The 18,509-nt window shown below is 44.3% G+C and carries 16 protein-coding genes; 10 read left to right on the top strand and 6 right to left on the bottom strand.

Going from position 1 to position 18,509, the window contains the following annotated elements; all coding sequences use genetic code 11:
• Positions 1-35: 35 nt before the first annotated feature.
• Together ACI3E5_RS00965 and ACI3E5_RS00960 are read right to left on the bottom strand one after the other, a co-directional pair.
• Complete coding sequence (locus ACI3E5_RS00965; protein ID WP_086293646.1) at positions 36-1,382, bottom strand: amino acid permease; 1,347 nt, start codon at positions 1,380-1,382, stop codon at positions 36-38.
• Positions 1,383-1,677: 295 nt separating this feature from the next.
• Positions 1,678-2,046, bottom strand: coding sequence for a YxeA family protein (locus ACI3E5_RS00960; protein ID WP_016609076.1), 369 nt, complete (start codon positions 2,044-2,046; stop codon positions 1,678-1,680).
• Between the two features lie 320 nt (positions 2,047-2,366).
• Here ACI3E5_RS00960 and ACI3E5_RS00955 point away from each other — a divergent pair, with 320 nt between their 5' ends.
• The 6 genes from ACI3E5_RS00955 to ACI3E5_RS00930 all read left to right on the top strand — a co-directional run bounded on the left by ACI3E5_RS00955 (position 2,367) and on the right by ACI3E5_RS00930 (position 8,441).
• Complete coding sequence (locus ACI3E5_RS00955; protein ID WP_498820709.1) at positions 2,367-2,984, top strand: GNAT family N-acetyltransferase; 618 nt, start codon at positions 2,367-2,369, stop codon at positions 2,982-2,984.
• A gap of 9 nt (positions 2,985-2,993) precedes the next feature.
• Entirely contained in the window at positions 2,994-3,920 is a 927-nt protein-coding gene (locus ACI3E5_RS00950; RefSeq protein ID WP_086293642.1) for an ROK family protein, read from the top strand.
• 57 nt (positions 3,921-3,977) lie between these two features.
• The gene (locus ACI3E5_RS00945; protein ID WP_081117684.1) at positions 3,978-4,736 is read left to right on the top strand and encodes a MurR/RpiR family transcriptional regulator; all 759 of its coding nucleotides are present in this window, start codon (positions 3,978-3,980) and stop codon (positions 4,734-4,736) included.
• Between the two features lie 159 nt (positions 4,737-4,895).
• Positions 4,896-6,206 carry a PTS sugar transporter subunit IIC gene (locus ACI3E5_RS00940; RefSeq protein WP_086293639.1) on the top strand — a complete coding sequence of 437 codons (1,311 nt, stop codon included), beginning with the start codon at positions 4,896-4,898 and terminating at the stop codon, positions 6,204-6,206.
• Positions 6,207-6,238: 32 nt separating this feature from the next.
• On the top strand, positions 6,239-7,678 hold the full coding sequence (locus ACI3E5_RS00935) for a 6-phospho-beta-glucosidase (RefSeq protein WP_498820708.1): 1,440 nt from the start codon (positions 6,239-6,241) through the stop codon (positions 7,676-7,678).
• A 205-nt stretch (positions 7,679-7,883) separates the two neighbouring features.
• Entirely contained in the window at positions 7,884-8,441 is a 558-nt protein-coding gene (locus tag ACI3E5_RS00930; protein WP_498820707.1) for a GNAT family N-acetyltransferase, read from the top strand.
• Here ACI3E5_RS00930 and ACI3E5_RS00925 read toward each other — a convergent pair.
• Positions 8,367-9,389, bottom strand: a complete 1,023-nt coding sequence (locus tag ACI3E5_RS00925) for a YeiH family protein (protein ID WP_431394992.1) — start codon at positions 9,387-9,389, stop codon at positions 8,367-8,369. The two genes, ACI3E5_RS00930 and ACI3E5_RS00925, sit on opposite strands and share 75 nt — an antisense overlap.
• A gap of 65 nt (positions 9,390-9,454) precedes the next feature.
• On the opposite strand from ACI3E5_RS00925, the gene ACI3E5_RS00920 reads away from it, so the two are divergent.
• Together ACI3E5_RS00920 and uvrC are read left to right on the top strand one after the other, a co-directional pair.
• Complete coding sequence (locus ACI3E5_RS00920; protein ID WP_142965130.1) at positions 9,455-10,306, top strand: LysR substrate-binding domain-containing protein; 852 nt, start codon at positions 9,455-9,457, stop codon at positions 10,304-10,306.
• A 231-nt stretch (positions 10,307-10,537) separates the two neighbouring features.
• On the top strand, positions 10,538-12,328 hold the full coding sequence (uvrC, locus tag ACI3E5_RS00915; protein ID WP_060791643.1) for an excinuclease ABC subunit UvrC: 1,791 nt from the start codon (positions 10,538-10,540) through the stop codon (positions 12,326-12,328).
• A gap of 74 nt (positions 12,329-12,402) precedes the next feature.
• On the opposite strand, the gene ACI3E5_RS00910 is transcribed toward uvrC, so the two are convergent.
• From ACI3E5_RS00910 to ACI3E5_RS00900, 3 genes are all read right to left on the bottom strand, one after another.
• Positions 12,403-13,143 carry a GntR family transcriptional regulator gene (locus ACI3E5_RS00910; RefSeq protein ID WP_008376546.1) on the bottom strand — a complete coding sequence of 247 codons (741 nt, stop codon included), beginning with the start codon at positions 13,141-13,143 and terminating at the stop codon, positions 12,403-12,405.
• Between the two features lie 191 nt (positions 13,144-13,334).
• Entirely contained in the window at positions 13,335-14,615 is a 1,281-nt protein-coding gene (locus tag ACI3E5_RS00905; protein WP_005232725.1) for a PTS sugar transporter subunit IIC, read from the bottom strand.
• Positions 14,616-14,862: 247 nt separating this feature from the next.
• On the bottom strand, positions 14,863-16,251 hold the full coding sequence (locus ACI3E5_RS00900) for a glycoside hydrolase family 1 protein (RefSeq protein ID WP_010748556.1): 1,389 nt from the start codon (positions 16,249-16,251) through the stop codon (positions 14,863-14,865).
• A 159-nt stretch (positions 16,252-16,410) separates the two neighbouring features.
• Between ACI3E5_RS00900 and celB the strand changes: the two genes are divergently transcribed.
• On the top strand, positions 16,411-17,682 hold the full coding sequence (gene celB / locus ACI3E5_RS00895; protein WP_142973439.1) for a PTS cellobiose transporter subunit IIC: 1,272 nt from the start codon (positions 16,411-16,413) through the stop codon (positions 17,680-17,682).
• A 108-nt stretch (positions 17,683-17,790) separates the two neighbouring features.
• Entirely contained in the window at positions 17,791-18,507 is a 717-nt protein-coding gene (locus ACI3E5_RS00890; protein WP_005226669.1) for a GntR family transcriptional regulator, read from the top strand.
• The last annotated feature ends 2 nt before the right edge of the window (positions 18,508-18,509 follow it).

The raw sequence follows: 18,509 nt of genomic DNA, 5'->3' as shown, positions 1-18,509 counted from the left end.
CTTCTCCATCAGTTTATGTCTTAAGGGATGTTTCTTCAACTTTTTTCACTGGTTTCCCCTATTTTTCGATGGTTCCAATAAAAACTAAGAAAAATGATCGTATACAGCAATGCGGTGAAACCTGTGACCGCTAATGGGTTAGTGATCAAGATACCGGCAAACAGCAAAAGCAACGCAAGGATCGCCCCACCCAAAAAAATCGTATAGCCCATTTTCTGCTGCTTGCGTACCAAAACAAACGCCGCCACACTGATCAACAACCAAATCAGCAATACAGTATAAGACAGGGAGCCTGCTAGATAATTGAAGAGTTTGTCGCCTAAAAAGTAAGAAAGAACGACTCCAAGATATAAAGTACCGCTGCAAAACATGATCGCTCGTTGGGGCACGCTGTTTTTATTCAGCATCGTAAAGCGGCTTTTTTTCTGGCCATTGTTGCTTAATCGGAAAAACAACGTTCTTGAAGAAGCATAGACTCCAGAATTGATTGACGAAAACAAAGCCAAAATAATCACTAAATTGACGATGTCGGAGGCAAACGGGACATGGATTTTTTGAAACACCATCACAAAAGGACTGACATTTGGATCGGCTAATTGATTCCACGGATAAATGATCAGTAAAAGAAACAAGGGAATGATGTAAAAAGCGGCAATCCGAGTCATCACTCCTTTGATTGCTTGCGGGATCGCTTTTTTGGGATTTTCTGCTTCACTGATCGTAATGGCTACTAATTCAGAACCGCCGTACGAATAGATTACGACCAATAACGAATTGATAAATCCTTTGAGACCATGAGGGGCAAAACCACCATAGTCTGTCATTTGGCTCATCGTCGGGAAAAAGCCCAAATCAAAGATTTGCGTGGCAACCAGATAGAGACCCACCAAGATCAACGCGATCACCACACTGATTTTGGCCCAGGAAAGCCAGTATTCCGTTTCCGCAAACAAGCGAACCGAAAACAAATTGATGATGGTCGTGAGTAGTGCCAAAATCAACACAAAGATCCAAGCTGGAATATTGGGAAACCACAACTGCAAAAAACTTGCGGCAGCAACTGCTTCGGCGATGATGTTGATCATCCACATCGACCAGTAGATCCAGTCGATGAAATCGGCTGTATGCACGCCAAGATATGGCTGGACTAAGCCCGAAAGGCCATGTTGTTTTTGGTCAGATAAGACCAACTGTCCCAGTCCTGTCATGACGACAAATAAGATCAGCCCGCAAAAAATAAACGCCAGCAAGACCGCAGGTCCCGCTAACTGGATCGCTTCACCGCTGCCTTTGAATAGGCCAGCACCGATGGCGCCACCTAGTGCCAACATAGTGATATGTCTGGTTTTCATCTGCTTTTTTAATTGATTTTTTTCTGTCATAGGTTCCTCCTTGAAAACCGTTGATCCTCCATACAAGGTGATTCTCTCACTGTTGCTATTTTTAATTATATAAATGATTTTTTTAAACTACCTCATAGAGAATACCAGACGCTTCTGCTATTGCAACTAAGAATTGAAAAAATTATCTATTTTTTCTGAAAATTCTATCATCCTCTAATCTTTTTCACCTAAATCAAATCTTGGCGAGCTTTTCTCTAAGTGAATGCACGAAAAAAGCCATCTCCCAACTTGCGGGAAATGACTTCCTGTCCTTTTTTTCAAGCAGGCTTGATGATCAATGAGTCGTAACCAACTCGTCTTTGACGGCGTCAGGGAGATCTTGCTCGGTCACCTCTTGATACGACTCCACATGTTTGCCCTTTGCATCAAGCTCTAGGTAGGCATTTTCTTTTAGCTTTTGTGGTGCCCAAAACGTGATTTTGATCTTTTGCCCATCTTCATTGACTCCTTCTTGTGTATATTCGTAGGAATCGTGTTCTTGCAACACGCCATACTCGTCGGATGTTTTGACATAGACCTTTTTCTCCGGTACGAACGGATTGAAACGATCCACCAGCTGAACCAGTTCGCTGGAATCATCTTTCGTAAAATAAGACCATGTAACCAATGTTACGGTCCCGATCGTTAACACGAGCAGGATCATACTAATTGCTTTCTTCAAGTGATTGTCCTCCGTTTTTTCTATCTACCTTCAGTATAAAAAAACAAGCGATAAATATAATCAAACTTAAGGCGTATTTTTCCGTCGGTCATTGTGACTAAGGTATCAATGGAATATTTCTGCTTTTTCCAACCTCAACGTATAGACAAACAACTAAGTTCTCCTACAAAATCGTCCCTTCTCACAGGAAGACTAGACTGTTTAATAAGTATCGTGATTTTTCATTCTTTGTAGTAAACTAAACTGCAACAACTTACTTTTAAATACTCATGATTGAAATCTATAGAAAATCGAGGTGCCCCATGCTAGAAATCAAACGGATCGATCAAGAACACCAAGCTGATATCCGCTTGAAAAACGAACCCTTCTCCTTATGGGGGAAAATGCTGCCGTCTTATAATGAGGGCAGCTGGCAGTACACGATCTGTAAATTTGCACCTGAAGACATTCAGACGATGCGTTTCCCAGATGAAAATTATTGCTATGATGAAATGAGCCGAAACAGTCTGTTTATCGGTGCTTATGATGATGGAAAATGCATCGGCTTAGCAATCGTTCAAGACGCTTTTTTCAAGTATCTGTACCTCTATGACTTAAAAGTCAACACAGACTACCGCCAGCAAGGAGTCGGTCAACTGCTGATCCAACAGGCACTGAAAGCGGCCCTTGCCAAGGGCTATCGCGGCATCTACACGCAAGCGCAGGACAACAATCCTTCTGCCTGTCTGTTCTACTTGCGGGCAGGCTTTCGCATCGGAGGTCTGGATACGGAGGTATACAAAGGCACCAATCAGGAAGGCAAAAGTGACATTTTGTTTTATTTGGATGCAGCGGAAACGGCAGGCAAAAAATATCTGAAAAAAGAAAAAAATTCCTCCTGCCAGATGGTACACTTAAGGCAACAATGTTTTAGAAGGTGAGGAAGAAGAATGTACGTAGGATTTGATATTGGCGGAACAAGTATTAAATATGGTGTTTTGGATGAAACCGGCGTGATCCTTGAAAAATCAGCGATCCCCACAAGTTATGAGCCAGCGCAGTTTTATCAGGATCTACTCACGATCATCGAAGATGCCCAGAGCCGCCACACGATTGATGGTATTGGGATCAGTGCCCCAGGGATCGTTCAAAAAGACGGGTTTATGTTAACGGCGGGCGCTATCAAATCGTTGTATGGTGAAAATTTTAAAGCAGCCTTGGAAGCGCGTACAGGATTGCCTGTGGCGGTGGAAAATGATGCCAATGCAGCAGCGATTGCTGAAAAATGGATCGGCAATGCGCAAGAGGCTGCCAACTATTTGTGTCTTGTCCTAGGCACTGGTGTAGGCGGTGGGATCGTGATCAATAACCAAGTCTACCGAGGTGCTCATGGCATGGCTGGTGAATTTGGCTGGATGGTGATCGATCAGCTGCCAGAAGAAGGCAATATCGAGGAAAGTTCCATCAATAAAAAAACTGCCGTCGTGGGCGGCTTGATTCGCCTCTACAATTTAGCTGGCGCAGCAGTTCCTGGCTTTGAACCCACCCAAGACGCCAAAGAAATTTTTGACCGCGCGCAGCAAGGCGAAGCGTTGGCGCTGAAGCTGACGGACCAATTTCTAACGGATTTATCTGTAGGACTGATCAATTTGATTAGCTGTTTTGACCCAGAATTGGTGTTGATCGGCGGCGGCATCAGCGCCAATCCTTATTTCTGGGAACGCCTGCAGGCTCGCTTGACGATCACGGAAACACGGCATGAAGCGATCAATTATTTGCGCGGACAAACCATCGCGCCTGTTCGTCCAGCGAAGCTAAAAAACGATGCCGGCTTGATCGGCGCAGTCTATCAGATCCACCAACAGCTGCACCGTTAAAAGTTCGAATATGCTATACTGGTGTAAATTGATTATCTAGGACAGCGAGGAACCAGCATGGCGCTTTTTGAACAATTAAACTTGAACAAGCTCTCTGCGGTAGAACAAGAAATCTACCGTTTTATCGTCAATCACTTAGAAAAGATCCCGTATATGCGCGTACGCGACATTGCCGATGATGCTCATGTCTCTTCGACTTCGGTCTTTCGTTTTATTCAAAAAGTCGGCTTTCAGTCGTTTCCAGAATTTCGCTTCTATATCAAAAATCATTTAGAAAAAGCTCATTTTGATGCGCATCCGGAACACTTAGGTTTAGAAGCGCGCATCAAAGGCTTGAATATGCAGATCTTCCACCCTGATGCGGAATACCAAATACGAAAACTTGCCGAAGCGATGCGGGATGCTGATTTGATCTTATTTATGGGGATGGGGGCATCCGGTGCGATCGCGCAATACGTTGCCCGCAAGTTGGCCAGTCTCGGGTACTTTAGTATCAGCATAGACGAGCTGACCTACCCGATCAAAAGTTTTTTGCGTAAAGATCAAAAAAATGTTTTGGTTTTTCTGAGTGTCTCTGGTGAAACCAAAGAACTGATCGAAGTCATTACTGGCTTAGAGAATCAGGCAATCGTGCAAAAATATTGCATTACCCCCAATCGGGAAAGTACGTTGGCACGCCTGTGCGATTATTCGATCGAGTATGCGATCAAAGAGGAACGCAAAGACATCTTTCTTGATTTGACTAGTCAATTGCCTTCAGTAGCGATTTTAGAAACACTGATCGGTTATTTGCAAGATTATCGTTCCAACCCTTGATGGTTCTGTTTACTGAACCATCTTTTTTTGTAACACTGTGTTCCGGCTGCGGAATTTTTTTCATTTCTTGAGAGATATGTACGGAATCCGTATCCGCTTACTTTTAGCCGCTTTCATTCGCTATAATGATGGCATCAATTAAGGAAAGGTGTTATTATTATGCAAAAATTCAATGACCTGTTAGACCGCTCGTTGGTACCAATCGCAACAAAGTTGAACAATCAACGCCACGTAGCAGCGATCCGGGATGCGTTCATGCTGATTTTCCCACTGACCATCGCTTCTTCTCTCGTTATTTTGGTCAACAATATTTTATTTTCCAATGAAAGTTTCATCGTGCAATTATTTCAACTGAATCGACTTTTCCCAAATCTGGAAAGTGCCCAGCAAGTCCTAGCTTCCGTGGCGAACGGGACCATCAACATCATGAGTTTATTCATTGCGTTTCTTGTTGCCCAACTTTTAGCCAAACATTTCCAAGCAGATGCTACGCTAGTTGGTTTGACAAGTGTCGCTGCCTTTATGATCTTGTACCCGACCTCCTTTGCAGTAGAAGATGTCAATGTGATCTCCACACAATATTTAGGCGCCCAAGGGTTGTTCGTAGCTATGATCGTGGCTTGTTTGGTCGGTGAATTCTTGCCGAAGCTTTTCAAAGTCAAACGACTGCAGATCAAAATGCCTGAAATGGTACCGCCAGCAGTTTCTCGTTCCTTTTCTGGCATGATTCCGATCGTGATCATCGTGGCAGTCACTGCTTTGATCAATTTCTTAGTTTTGATGATCGCACCAGAAGGCATCAATGAACTGATTTATAATGGGATCCAAAGTCCATTGCGGGATCTGGGGGGCAATGTCGTCGGTGTCTTGATCTTGGCGTTCTTGCAAACTACGTTGTTTGCGATCGGGATCCATGGACCAAATACTTTGAATGCGGTTCGTTCAGCGATTTTTACCGAACAGGACCTAGCTAACCTAGACTTTATCAACCAAGGCGGCTCCTTGTGGGACGTTCCTTACAAAGAAACTTGGGGCGTTTTAAATGATATGTTCGCAAATATGGGCGGAACTGGTATGACATTGGGCTTGATCATTGCGATTTTCATCGCCTCAAAACGTCCAGAACAACGTGAGATCGCTAAGATGTCCTTAGTTCCAGGGATTTTCCAAATCAATGAGCCGATGATCTTCGGTCTACCGATCGTCTTGAACCCAATCATGATCATTCCGTTTATTTTAACGCCAATGGTCAATATTTTAGTGGGTTATTTTGTCACTGTTGTCTGGCCGATCATGCCGACCCCAGCGATTGGGGTACCATGGACGACCCCCGGAATCATTAATCTCTTTTTAGGAACTGGAGGAAATGCGATCGCTGCGGTTGTCGGTGTCGTTTGTCTTGCGATTTCGGTCTTGATCTATTTGCCATTCGTGATCGCCTCTAACCGTTCCCAAAAAGTAGAATTATAAGCAAACGAATGAGTCGAGGAGGAATGAAATTTATGTCCGCAAAAATGCCAAAAGATTTTTTATGGGGCGGCGCGATCGCTGCCCATCAAGCGGAAGGCGCTTGGAATGTTGCTGGTCGTGGAATGAGTACCGCCGATGTCATGACGGCCGGCGGCAACGGTATTCCCCGTAAAATCACCAAAGGCGTCATTGAAGGGGAATATTACCCGAACCATGAAGCCATTGACTTTTATCACCGCTACAAAGAAGATATCCAGTTATTCAAAGAACTGGGCTTGAAATGTCTACGGACATCGATTTCTTGGAGCCGGATCTATCCAACTGGAACAGAAGAAGAACCAAATGAAGCCGGTCTCCAATATTACGATGATCTTTTCGAAGAATTGCAGGCAAATGGCATCGAACCCGTGATCACTTTGTCCCACTTTGAAATGCCCTGCGCCCTCTATGAAGAATTTGGTGGGTTTGCTAACAAAGAAGTGATTCCCCTCTTTGTCAAATTCGCTAAGACTGTCTTTCAACGGTATCGTGACAAAGTGACGTATTGGATGACTTTCAATGAGATCAATAATCAAGCAGATGGGCAAGAGCCGCTGCACGTTTGGACCAATTCTGCCATGATCATCGAGGATGACAGTCAAAAAGAAGCACTCGTCTTTCAAGCGGGCGTCAATGAGTTGATTGCCAGTGCGGCAGCCGTGATCGAAGGCAAAAAAATCAATCCAGAGTTTCAGATTGGCTGTATGATGGCCTATGTCCCGGTCTACCCCTACTCTTGTGCGCCAGCTGATTTGATGGCATCCGTCAAAGCCAATGAACGGCGCTATTTTTACAGCGACGTCCACGTACGAGGCAAGATCCCAACCTATGTGCAAAAATATTGGGCAAAAAAAGGCATCACGATTGAGATCACGCCCGAGGAACAAGCGCTATTAAAAGGGGGAACCGTTGATTATATTGGGTTCAGCTATTACATGTCAGGAACGATCTCAACCCTTGATGAAGTGGCTGGCACACCAACTGAGGATATCCCGGGAGCAAAAATCGTGAGGAATCCTTATATTAGTGCTTCTGATTGGGGCTGGCCTATCGATCCAGTCGGGTTGCGCTATGTGTTAAATACGATCTATCAACGCTATGACTTGCCGCTATTTATCGTAGAAAATGGCTTTGGTGCTTACGATCAATTAACCGATGAACAGCAAGTCCATGATGACTACCGCATCACTTACCTGAAAGAGCATATCGAACAGATGGAAAAAGCGGTGGTTGAAGATGGTGTACCGCTATTAGGCTATACGCCTTGGGGGATCATTGACATCGTCAGCTTCGGCAGCGGCGAAATGGAAAAACGCTATGGCATGATCTATGTCGACAAAGACAATACCGGCAAAGGAACCTTGAATCGTTTGAAAAAAGATTCCTTTGCGTGGTACCAGCAAGTGATCGCCTCTAATGGTGAAACGCTCTAATTACTGCTTCCATGACGAACACAAAAACCGCCCCCTCGTTGCGCCATCCTCCTTTTCACATTAGGAGCCTGGCAACGAGGGGGCGGTTTTCTTATTAAAGAGGGGCGCCATTGCGAGGATGGCTTTTCTTATCATCACTAAACACTACCTCGATGCTGTGGTACACTATAGCTATTCATTTACTTTTACGTTAAGGAGGAACTGCATGAAGCCGATATTTCGTCCGATCCAATCTCAAGATGATGCGCCCTTAGCCGCTATCATTCGCAAAAGCTTGACCGACCACCAGTTGGCGGTTCCAGGAACTGCCTATTTTGATCCCGAGTTAGACCACTTAAGTGAATTTTATGCAGCGGATCCTGCTACCCGCCATTATTTTGTCGTCACCGATGAATCGGGTACCCTTTTAGGTGGCGGTGGTCTTGCCGCTTATGATTCAGAAGGGAAAATCGCCGAGCTGCAAAAATTTTATCTCAGTGATGCCGCCAAAGGGCAGCGCCTCAGCTATCCCCTGCTGGCGAAGATCGAGGCCAAAGCTTTTGAACTAGACTATCGGCAACTCTATTTAGAATCCCATCATTCTTTAGAAGCTGCCTTGCATGTCTATCAAAAAGCCGGCTTTCGCGCATTGTCCCAACCACTACTGGCGGCACAGCATACCACGATGGATCGCTTTTATGTGAAAACATTAGAGCCGCAGCAACCAAATCAATGCAACAGCACCCACGGTTTGGACAGCACCAACGGAAAGACCATAGAATAAAAAGCGCGGGCCTTCTTTTAAAAACTTGCGGAAATCCAAGCGCAAACCAATGGCTGCCAACGCCGTCGTTTCAAACCACGTACTGATAAAATGAGCGCCCTCATTCAACCAGCTAGGCAGCGGCAAGAAGCTGTTCAAGATACAGATGGTCAAGAAGCCCAACACATACCAAGGGATCGGCAGCCGCCGATTGCCTTTGGCTTTGGTTTTGGTGGGGGTCTTTGTCGTCATTCGTTCAAAAACAATGACGACGACTGCCAACATGATGATGCGTGCGATTTTAAAGAGCATCGCGTATTTGACGGTGTCGGCATCAATCAAACTAGCCCCCGCCACGACTTGTCCGACGGATTGCAGCGTGCCACCAAGTAAGGCGCTTTTTTGCAACAGATCATCGCCGTATAAGGCCAAGCCTAAAAACGGCAGCGTCAGCATCAGCACTGTTCCTAAAAGATTGACCAAGGTGATGATCTGCCCTTTTTCTTCATCATCGGCATCAATGGCTGGTGCGATCGCCGCAATCGCAGAGGACCCGCAGACAGCGTTGCCGCCTGCCATCATCAGGCTCATCTTTTGATTAAAGCCCATTTTTTTCCCTATCAAATAAGCAGCGGTAATGACCAAACTCATCATCAGCAATATAAAGAGAAAGCCCCGAAGGCCCATTTCACTGATGGTCTGGAAAGTGACGGTAAAGCCCAGCAAAACCACCGAATATTCCAAGAGCCGACTTTCCGCAACCTTCGTTCCGACTTGATAGCGTTCTTGCTTGAACAGTGTATTTCCTAAAATGATTCCTAATAAAATAGCAAGGGTTGCTCCCCCTAATTTTGGCACAGCCAAAGCCATGATTCGGGCGATGACGGCTACCGAAAAGGATAGGAACAAACCGGGAAGTATCAAAGCTGTTTGTCGTTGCTTCATTGCTTTCATCCTTTCATATAACATCCATTATACACAGATTGACCGATCAGTAGGATTTATTGGTATAATAGTTATGATTGAATTTTCTAATGGAAGGGATTGCAATGTTAAAATTACTGGAGACCTTCAAGATGGTCTATGAAACGAAAAATTTTTCGAAAGCTGCCGAATTGCTGTTTATTTCGCAGCCCACGGTTTCTGCTCAGATCAAGCAGTTGGAACAAGACCTGGATACACCGCTTTTTTTACGCAATGGTCGCAAAAACGTGATCGCCACGCCCCAAGCAGAGTACCTTTACGAAAAGGCACTGAATTTATTGGATGAGTGGTCGACGATCGCCAGCGAGATCCATACCAACACGCAGCATCAAAGCCACTGTGCCCTAGGCATCTCTCATACCTATGCGATGGCCTTGATGCCTGACTTGATGATTGCTTTATACAACGCCTTTCCCACGGTGCGTTTTCGGGTATCGATGATGAACTCCGCTGAAGTCTTAACAGCGCTTGAGCAACATCAACTAGATTTAGGGATCATTGAAAAACCCTTATCTGCACCAAGTATTTTGCGTTTCCCGATTTTGAAAGATCAGCTCGTCTTAGCTGGCGATCCCCAAGTCGGTCCTTGGCTCGTCCGAGAAGCGAGTTCTGGTGTCTACTATTACACTAAGCGCTATCTAGAGGAACAAAATATTCAAGGACCGATCATTGAGATCGCCAGCAATGAATTGATCGTCGCTTTACTGAAACAAGGCTTCGGCTGTTCGATCCTTTCCAAGCGAGCCGCCCACGGCATTGGCTATCAACTGCTGGATAAAAATTTTGAGCGGCAATTTTACCTCATCCAGCGCAAAGCCGTCACAGAACCAGCCATCGAGGGATTGCGGACCTTCATTCAGGAGTGGTCGCAAGAGGATTCCTTGCAAGCAGAAAGCAAATAAATTCACTTGTTTTTAAGGGAGGAAACCACCGCCTCGTGGGATTTCTTAACCTTTTCTTACGATTACGCTTCCTCGCTGCCGATCTGGTCCGTTTGATTGTTTCTTAAGAAATTTGTGCTAAAATGAAGAGTACTGGCTATGGGCTCTAATGTTCCCCTTTTCGGTGGATCTTAGACCGCCCTTTGACTACTTTTGCAGTTCGTGAGCAAACCAGTAAGAAAGGATCTTGAAATGAACGAACAAATCAAGAACAAATTAGCGCTGCTTCCTGACCAACCCGGTTGTTATTTAATGAAAGATAAAAATAACAAAATCATCTATGTTGGGAAAGCCAAAATTTTAAAAAATCGTGTCCGTTCGTACTTTACCGGCAGTCACGATACGAAAACCGAACGGCTCGTTCAAGAAATCAATGATTTTGAGTACGTCGTTACCGAATCAAATACGGAAGCCTTATTGCTGGAAATCAATTTGATTCAAAAGAACAAACCGAAATACAATATCATGCTAAAGGACGACAAGTCGTATCCTTTTATTAAAGTGACCAAAGAGCGCTATCCGCGTCTGATCATCACTCGTAAAGTTTTAAAAGACGGGGCTTTATATTTTGGCCCCTATCCTGATGCACGAGCAGCCAACGAAACCAAACGGGTGCTGGATCGCCTCTTTCCTTTACGAAAATGCGGTCCTTCTCAAAAGCGGCCTTGTCTTTATTATCATTTGGGTCAATGTGTCTGTCCTTATGTCAACAATGTAGATCCCAAGGATTATCAGAAGATCGTTGATCAAGTCAAACACTTTTTCCACGGCGGTCACGTTGATATTTTGAAAGACCTGAAAGAGAAGATGGGCGAAGCCATTGAAACGTTAGAGTTTGAACGAGCGGCTGAGCTGCGGGATCAGATCCAAGCGATCGATACCGTCATGACGCGACAAAAAATGACCCTGACCGACCTGATGGACCGTGATGTCTTTGGCTACAGTGTCGACAAAGGCTGGATGTGTGTCCAAGTCTTCTTTATCCGTCAAGGAAAGCTGATCGAACGAGAAGTCTCTTTGTTTCCTTTCTACAATGAAGCGGATGAAGATTTCTTGACCTTCGTCGGCCAGTTTTACCAAAAGAATGAACACTTCATTCCCAAAGAAGTCTTTGTTCCGCAAAATGTCGATGCTGCCCCATTAGAAGCGCTGTTGGAAACCAAAGTCCTGCAGCCCCAACGAGGCGACAAAAAGAAATTGGTCGATTTGGCCAATAAAAATGCCCGCATTGCCTTGGCCCAAAAATTTGCGTTGATCGAGCGTACTGAAGAACGGACGATCGGTGCTGTGGATCGTCTAGGCGATGCCATGGGGATCGCGACACCTTATCGGATCGAAGCCTTCGATAACTCCCACATCATGGGGACCGATCCGGTTTCTGCAATGGTGGTTTTTGTCGACGGGAAGCCGTTTAAAGATGATTATCGGAAATATAAGATTCGTACTGCACAAGGCGGCGACGATTATGGTTCTATGCAAGAAGTCATCTATCGCCGATACTCTCGTGTCCTAAAAGAAAACCTGCCTTTTCCTGATCTGATCATCATCGATGGTGGGAAAGCCCAAGTCGGTGCTGCCCAAGAAGTGCTGCATAACCAGCTAGGTTTAGATATTCCCGTTGCAGGTTTAGTGAAGAACAACAAACACAAAACCAGCGAGTTGATTTTCGGGGAATTTTTAGATCCGATCCAACTGGAACGCAATTCTGTCGAATTCTTTTTGCTGCAACGGATCCAAGATGAGGTCCATCGTTTTGCGATCACCTTCCATCGCCAACTGCGCAGTAAAAACAGCTTTTCTTCCAAGCTGGATGAAATTCCTGGCTTAGGACCAAAACGCAAGCAACAGCTGATGAAAACCTTCAAGTCGTTAAAAAACATCCAAGCAGCTTCCGTGGAAGAGATCCAGCAAGCTGGCATCCCCAAAGCCGTTGCGGAAACTATCTTAGCCAAACTAGGTGATCAAAACCAACCCACTTCTTAAGTCAAAACAAAAACGCTCCATAGCCAACAGTAGCTATGAAGCGTTTTTTCGTTGAAGAAGCATTTTGTAAGCCGTTACTTTTTGCGGTGTTGCAACAGATCAGGCTTCATGTCTAACATGGAATAGCCACGAACATCATACCGATTGCGGCTGCAGGAATAGTCCACTGGACGTCCCGATTCTAAATAGATGATCTGTTCTAATTCCAATACTGGGTCATCTGCTTGGCACGCTAAATAGGTTTGATCGTATTCATCGCTTTTGGCAGCCTGAAAAGTCCGATAAGCACCAGCAAATTTGTAGCCTAAATCTTGCAGTAGATAGTCATAGACGGATTCTTCCAAGATCTCTTTCGTCAAACCGCTGACCAGATCCAACGGCATATAGGAATGCTCGAGTATGTATGGATTGCCTTCTAAGATCCGCAAACGGATCACATGATAGATTGGTTGTTCGGCAGTGATCTGAAGCATCTCTTGAATTCTTGTTGTAGGAAAACAGACTTCAAAGGTGATGACTTGGCTAGTCAATGTCCGTTTTTCTTGTTTCATCTGATAGCTCAGGCCTTTGTATTCTGTCACCGATGAGGTATCTTTGCCCCAAAAGGAATGATTCAAAACTTTGGTCCCTAAGCCGCGCTTTGTCAGCAGCAAACCTTCCATAATCAGGATATTCACCGCATTTTTAATCGTCATTCGGCTGACGCCAAACTCTTCCACTAACTCTGTTTGATAAGGTAAAAGACTGTCTTTCGGATAAGTTCCGTCCTTGATTCTTTTACGCAGAACATCTGCGATCTCCATATATTTGGGCATTTTGCCACCTCCAAAACGTGTGTTGTATTGTATTGATTGAAAAACGAGAAAAGAACCGGCCAAACGAAAAGAGTGTCATCACACCACTGCACCTTCCAATGAAGCAGTGTGATAAGGGGTATTGCACTCTGATCGCGGCCGGATAAGGTCTATTACGTTTGGCGCTTGTTTCTAATCGACTCGATCAGACATTACGCATTTTTTAAACGGCGTGTTTCTTGAATTTGCGCCATTTTCACGAACGGCAAGTAGATAACGATCGACAAGATCAAGTTAACAGCTGCCAAGATTCCGCCAGCAATACTTTGTGTCGACAAAATACCGCCGATGATTGGTGGCGTCGTCCATGGTGCGATGACGGTACTTGCAGGAACTAAGCCAGTTGCGGTTGCAAAATAAGCAGTCGTTACTAAAACAAGTGGGGTCAACACATATGGGATGAACAAGATTGGGTTCAAGACAACTGGTAACCCAAACATCACTGGTTCATTGATCATGAACACACCTGGTGCAACGGATAGTTTTGCGACAGTCATATACGCTTTATGATGACGAGCAACTAAAAAGATCGCAATCAAAAGACCTAGTGTCGCACCTGTTCCGCCGATGTTCACGAAAGAATCAAAGAATGGTTTGTTCACGATATAAGGCAAATCTGTTCCTGCTTCTAATGCTCGTGCATTTGCTTCAATCGCTGGCACATTGATCGTTTGCATGAACGGGTCGATGATGTTGGCACCATGTAAACCAAAGAACCATAAGAATGCAGAGATAAAACCTAATAGCAAAGCAGCTGGGTAAGAGTTTGCCAAGCCCATGAATGGTTGTTGCACCAATTCATAGAAGGACAATACGATACTTGTCACACCAAATGCTTGGAAAATTGCTGTAAACAAAGCAAAGATCGATACGGTGATCATTGCTGGGAATAACGCAGCAAATGAACGTGAAACTGCTGGTGGTACTCCATCAGGCATGTTGATGACTAAGCGTGGGTTGCCAGCTAGACGACGGAAGATCTCAGTAGAAATGATCGATACGATTAATGCTAAAAATAATCCTTGAGAACCAAGTCCGGCAGCTGTTAACAAACCATCTGGGCCTGTCGCCATTGCACCTAATGCGAAGAAACTTGCAACTGAGATCGCCCCAGCACCTAATGCGTCTTGATTGTAGCTTTTAGCTAAATTATACGCTACTGTGAAAGCGATTAACAGACCAAGTATTGAAAAAGTACCTGCTGACAAGTTGTTCCCAAAGGCTTGCCATGTTCCTTCACCAAAAATGCCATTCATAAAATCAATATAGGCAGGGATTGGTAAGTTGTTGATCAATACCCCAAAAGAGCCTAAGATCATCAACGGCATCGTTACGATAAATCCGTCACGAATGGCCACTAGATGTCTTTGAGAGCCTATTTTAGAAGCGATGGGAATAAAGTGCTTCTCCATAAATCCAATAAATTTATCCATTGTTTTTTCTCCTTTCAAACCCTAAACAAAATAATGAAACCGATTTCTACTAAAGAATACCACGAGAACGTTTCCATGTCTAGTCTTTTCTTTATCAAAACTGTGCTTTTATTTAACCCAGCTTATCATTTGCAAAAACAGGTGGTTTTTTAATAGAATCCCCCCTTTGAAATTAGCTAGAAAAAATCCGCGATTTTACAAAAAAAAAGCAATGCTGATTCCTACAGCATTGCTTTTTTCATTGTTATTAAAAGCCGTTATTATCTGAAACTTCTTTAAACCAACGACCTGATTTTTTCACCGTTCGTTTAGCATCATTTGCTAAGTCAACGGAGATAAATCCGTAACGGTTCTTGTAAGCATTGGTCCATGACCAGTTGTCCATGCAGGTCCACATATGGTAGCCAACACAATTGGTTCCTTCTTGGATCGCTTGGTGGACGTACTTCAAGTGGTCAGAGACAAATTCGATGCGGTAATCATCTTCGATCACGCCATCAGCATTGACGAAACGTTCTTCTCCTTCGACACCCATGCCATTTTCAGAAATGTAGCACTTGATATTGCCATAGTTTTCTCGCGTGTTCGTCAAAATATCATAGATCCCTTTTTCATAGATTTCCCACCCACGATACGGGTTCATTTTCTTGTTCGGCATATCATAGTTATCAAAGTAATCATCAGGCATTGGACTTTTCGCTTCATCGATCGGTGATTCTTTCTTCATGATACGACGAGGTTGGTAATAATTGATCCCCAACAAGTCGATCGTATTTTCGCGAATCGTTTGTAAATCATCGGCTTCCATCGCTGGTACCATATCCAATTCCTTGACGATGGTCACTAATTCTTCTGGGAACGTGCCTTTGACCGCAGGGTCTAAGAAAGAACGATTAAAGAAGGCATCCGCGATTTGCGCTGCTTTGACATCCTCTGGATCGTTCTCATCTCTTGGATAGCTTGGCGTCAAGTTCAAGATGATGCCGATCTCCCCATCAAGGTTCATCTCATGATAGACTTTGATGGCTTTAGCACTCGCCAACGTTTCGTGGAACCCAACTTGGACTGCATGTTTCATGTTGATCTCATTCGGATAATGGAATTGGTAAAGATAGCCGCCTTCAACAGGGACGATCGGTTCATTATGAGTGAACCATTTCTTGACACGATCACCAAATAATGTAAAGCAGGTTTGCGCAAATGCGACATAGGCATCCACGGTCTCTCGGTTCAACCAGCCGCCTTTTTCTTGCAGCGCCATCGGCATATCGAAGTGGTAAAGGTTCATGAAAGGTTCGATCCCGTTGGCGATCAACTCATCAATGTAGGCATTGTAAAAATCAACGGCTTTTTGATTGACTTCTCCTTTGCCTTGCGGGAAGAGACGACTCCATTGGATCGACGTCCGAAACGTCGTATGGCCGGTTTCTTTCATGAGTTGAATATCTTCTTGATAGCGTGTATAGACTTGCGAGGTTTTTTCAGGACCTACCCCATTGAAAAATTTCTCTGGTTCCTGCTGATACCAGTAATCCCAGATGCTTGCCCCTTTGCCATCGCCTTCAAATACACCTTCTGTTTGTGGGCCACTAGCGGCTGACCCCCACCAAAAGCCTGCTGGAAATTGATAATCCATCTTCATTCACTCCTCATTTTTTCTTTGCTGCCCTAATCATAAAGGAAGCAGTTACAAAAATCAATCTTTTTTAAAATAAATGTATAGACATTTAAAATAAAACATGATACATTATCAATGTAATCGATTGCAAAAAGAAATTTAAGGAGTGAAATAATAATGAATGGTTTTATGGACAAGTTATCTGAAAAGATTTTGCCCTTGGCGAATGCCTTAGGACAAAATCGCTACCTGACCGTCTTGCGGGACGCGTTTATGCTTTCGTTCCCAATCACTATGTTTGGATCGATCGTGGTCGTTTTAAACAATCTGCCCTTCTTCAGTGATGCCACTAAAGGAACATTAGGAACACTGTTTGGCAATGGGCAAAATGCAACAATGAGTATCATGACTGTTTTCGTTACTTTCGGTATTGGCTATTATTTATCAAAATCATATGATGTGGAAGGGATTTTTGGTGGTGCCGTTTCGTTTGCCAGCTTTTTGATCTTGACTCCTTTCTTTATGACTACTGAATCTGGCGAAACGATCACCGGTGTGCTGTCTCTTGATCGTCTTGGCGCAAAAGGGATGTTTATCGGGATGATCGCAGCATTTTTGGCAGCTGAAATCTATTGCCGCATCACAAAACGCGGCTGGCAGATCAAAATGCCTGATGGGGTGCCACCAGCAGTTTCTAAATCTTTTGCCGCTTTGATTCCAGCAATTATCACCTTAACGGTATTCTTAGTGATCAATGCCATCATGACGGGTGTCTTCAATGCCAACTTGCATGACTTGGTTTATGAATTGATCCAAAAACCATTGACTGGACTAGGCAGCAGCTTGCCAGCAACTCTATTGGCTTTGTTCTTTGTTCAATTCCTTTGGTTCTTCGGTCTACATGGTCAAATCATCGTCAACTCTGTGATGGACCCGATTTGGAATACATTGATGTTAGACAACTTAGAAGCGTATCAAAATGGGGATGCACTGCCGCATATCGTCACAAAACCATTTATGGAAACCTTTACTGTTGGATTAGGCGGTTCTGGTATGACGTTAGCCGTTGTTATCTTGATGGCTTTCGTATTGAAGAAAAAACAATACCGCGATGTGGGTCGTTTGGCTTTAGCACCAGGGATCTTTAACGTTAACGAACCAGCCATCTTCGGTATGCCGATCGTCTTGAATGCGACGATCCTGATTCCTTGGGTCGTGGCACCTCTTGTGGTAACGACCTTCAACTACTTAGTGATGGCGGCTGGACTTGTTCCTGCACCAACTGGTGTTTCTGTTCCTTGGACCGTTCCAGTGGTCTTCAGTGGTGTCTTAGCAACCAACTCTTGGTTAGGTGGTTTGCTGCAAGTCATTGACGTGGTGATCGTCGGCTTGATCTGGTATCCATTCTTACGTGTGTTAGATCGTCAAGCAGAACCATCGATCGATTAAGCGCAACGGCTGGCTGAATTTTTTCAGTCAGCCGTTCTTTTTATAAAAAAACCAAGGTTTGATTGTCGAAACCGCTTTTTTCAGCTATACTTCTTGCGAGGTGATCAGATGCCAAAATACCAAGAAATTGCCAATATTTTACGCACACGTATCAAAAACAAAACGTATCCGCCTGACAGCTTACTGCCGAATCAAACTGATTTAGTCGAGGAATTCGGAGTCAGCCGGATGACCGTCAAAAAAGCCATCGGTATTTTAGCCATGGAAGGACTGGTTTATTCTCAGCGGGGCGCTGGAACAAAAATATTAAACCACCCATTCTTAAAAAAAGACACCACTGCTTTAACGGTCTATGAAGGCTTGTCAACGGAAATGGGCAAAGCTGGCCGCAAGCTAGTCAGTCAGGTCATCGATTTTCAAGTCGAATTTCCTGACCAAACGATCCAAGAAAAGTTGATGTTGACGGAAGAACAGCCGATCTATAGTATTGTCCGCTTGCGGATTCTTGAAGACCAACCGTTTATTTTAGAATATACCTATATGCCCGTCCATTTGGTGCCCAATTTAACTCGTGGCCATTTAGAAAGTTCTATCTACCGTTATGTCAAAGAGGAACTAGGGGTCCAGTTTGCTGGCGCCTACCGCACCATCGCCGCTGATAAAAGTACCGCGTACGATCAACAGTATTTGGACTGTAAAGCCGATGATCCGGTCTTAGAGATCGAACAGATCGTCTATCAGAAAAATGGCTCACCTATCGAATTTTCCCGTAGTCGCAACCGTTATGACGTGCGGGCCTACTCTTATTTAGATGTCCAGCACTAAAA

This window comes from Candidatus Enterococcus avicola (genome assembly GCF_047470845.1).
In the GTDB taxonomy this organism is placed as follows: domain Bacteria; phylum Bacillota; class Bacilli; order Lactobacillales; family Enterococcaceae; genus Enterococcus_D; species Enterococcus_D casseliflavus.
This window is presented reverse-complemented; position numbering and strand designations above follow the sequence as displayed.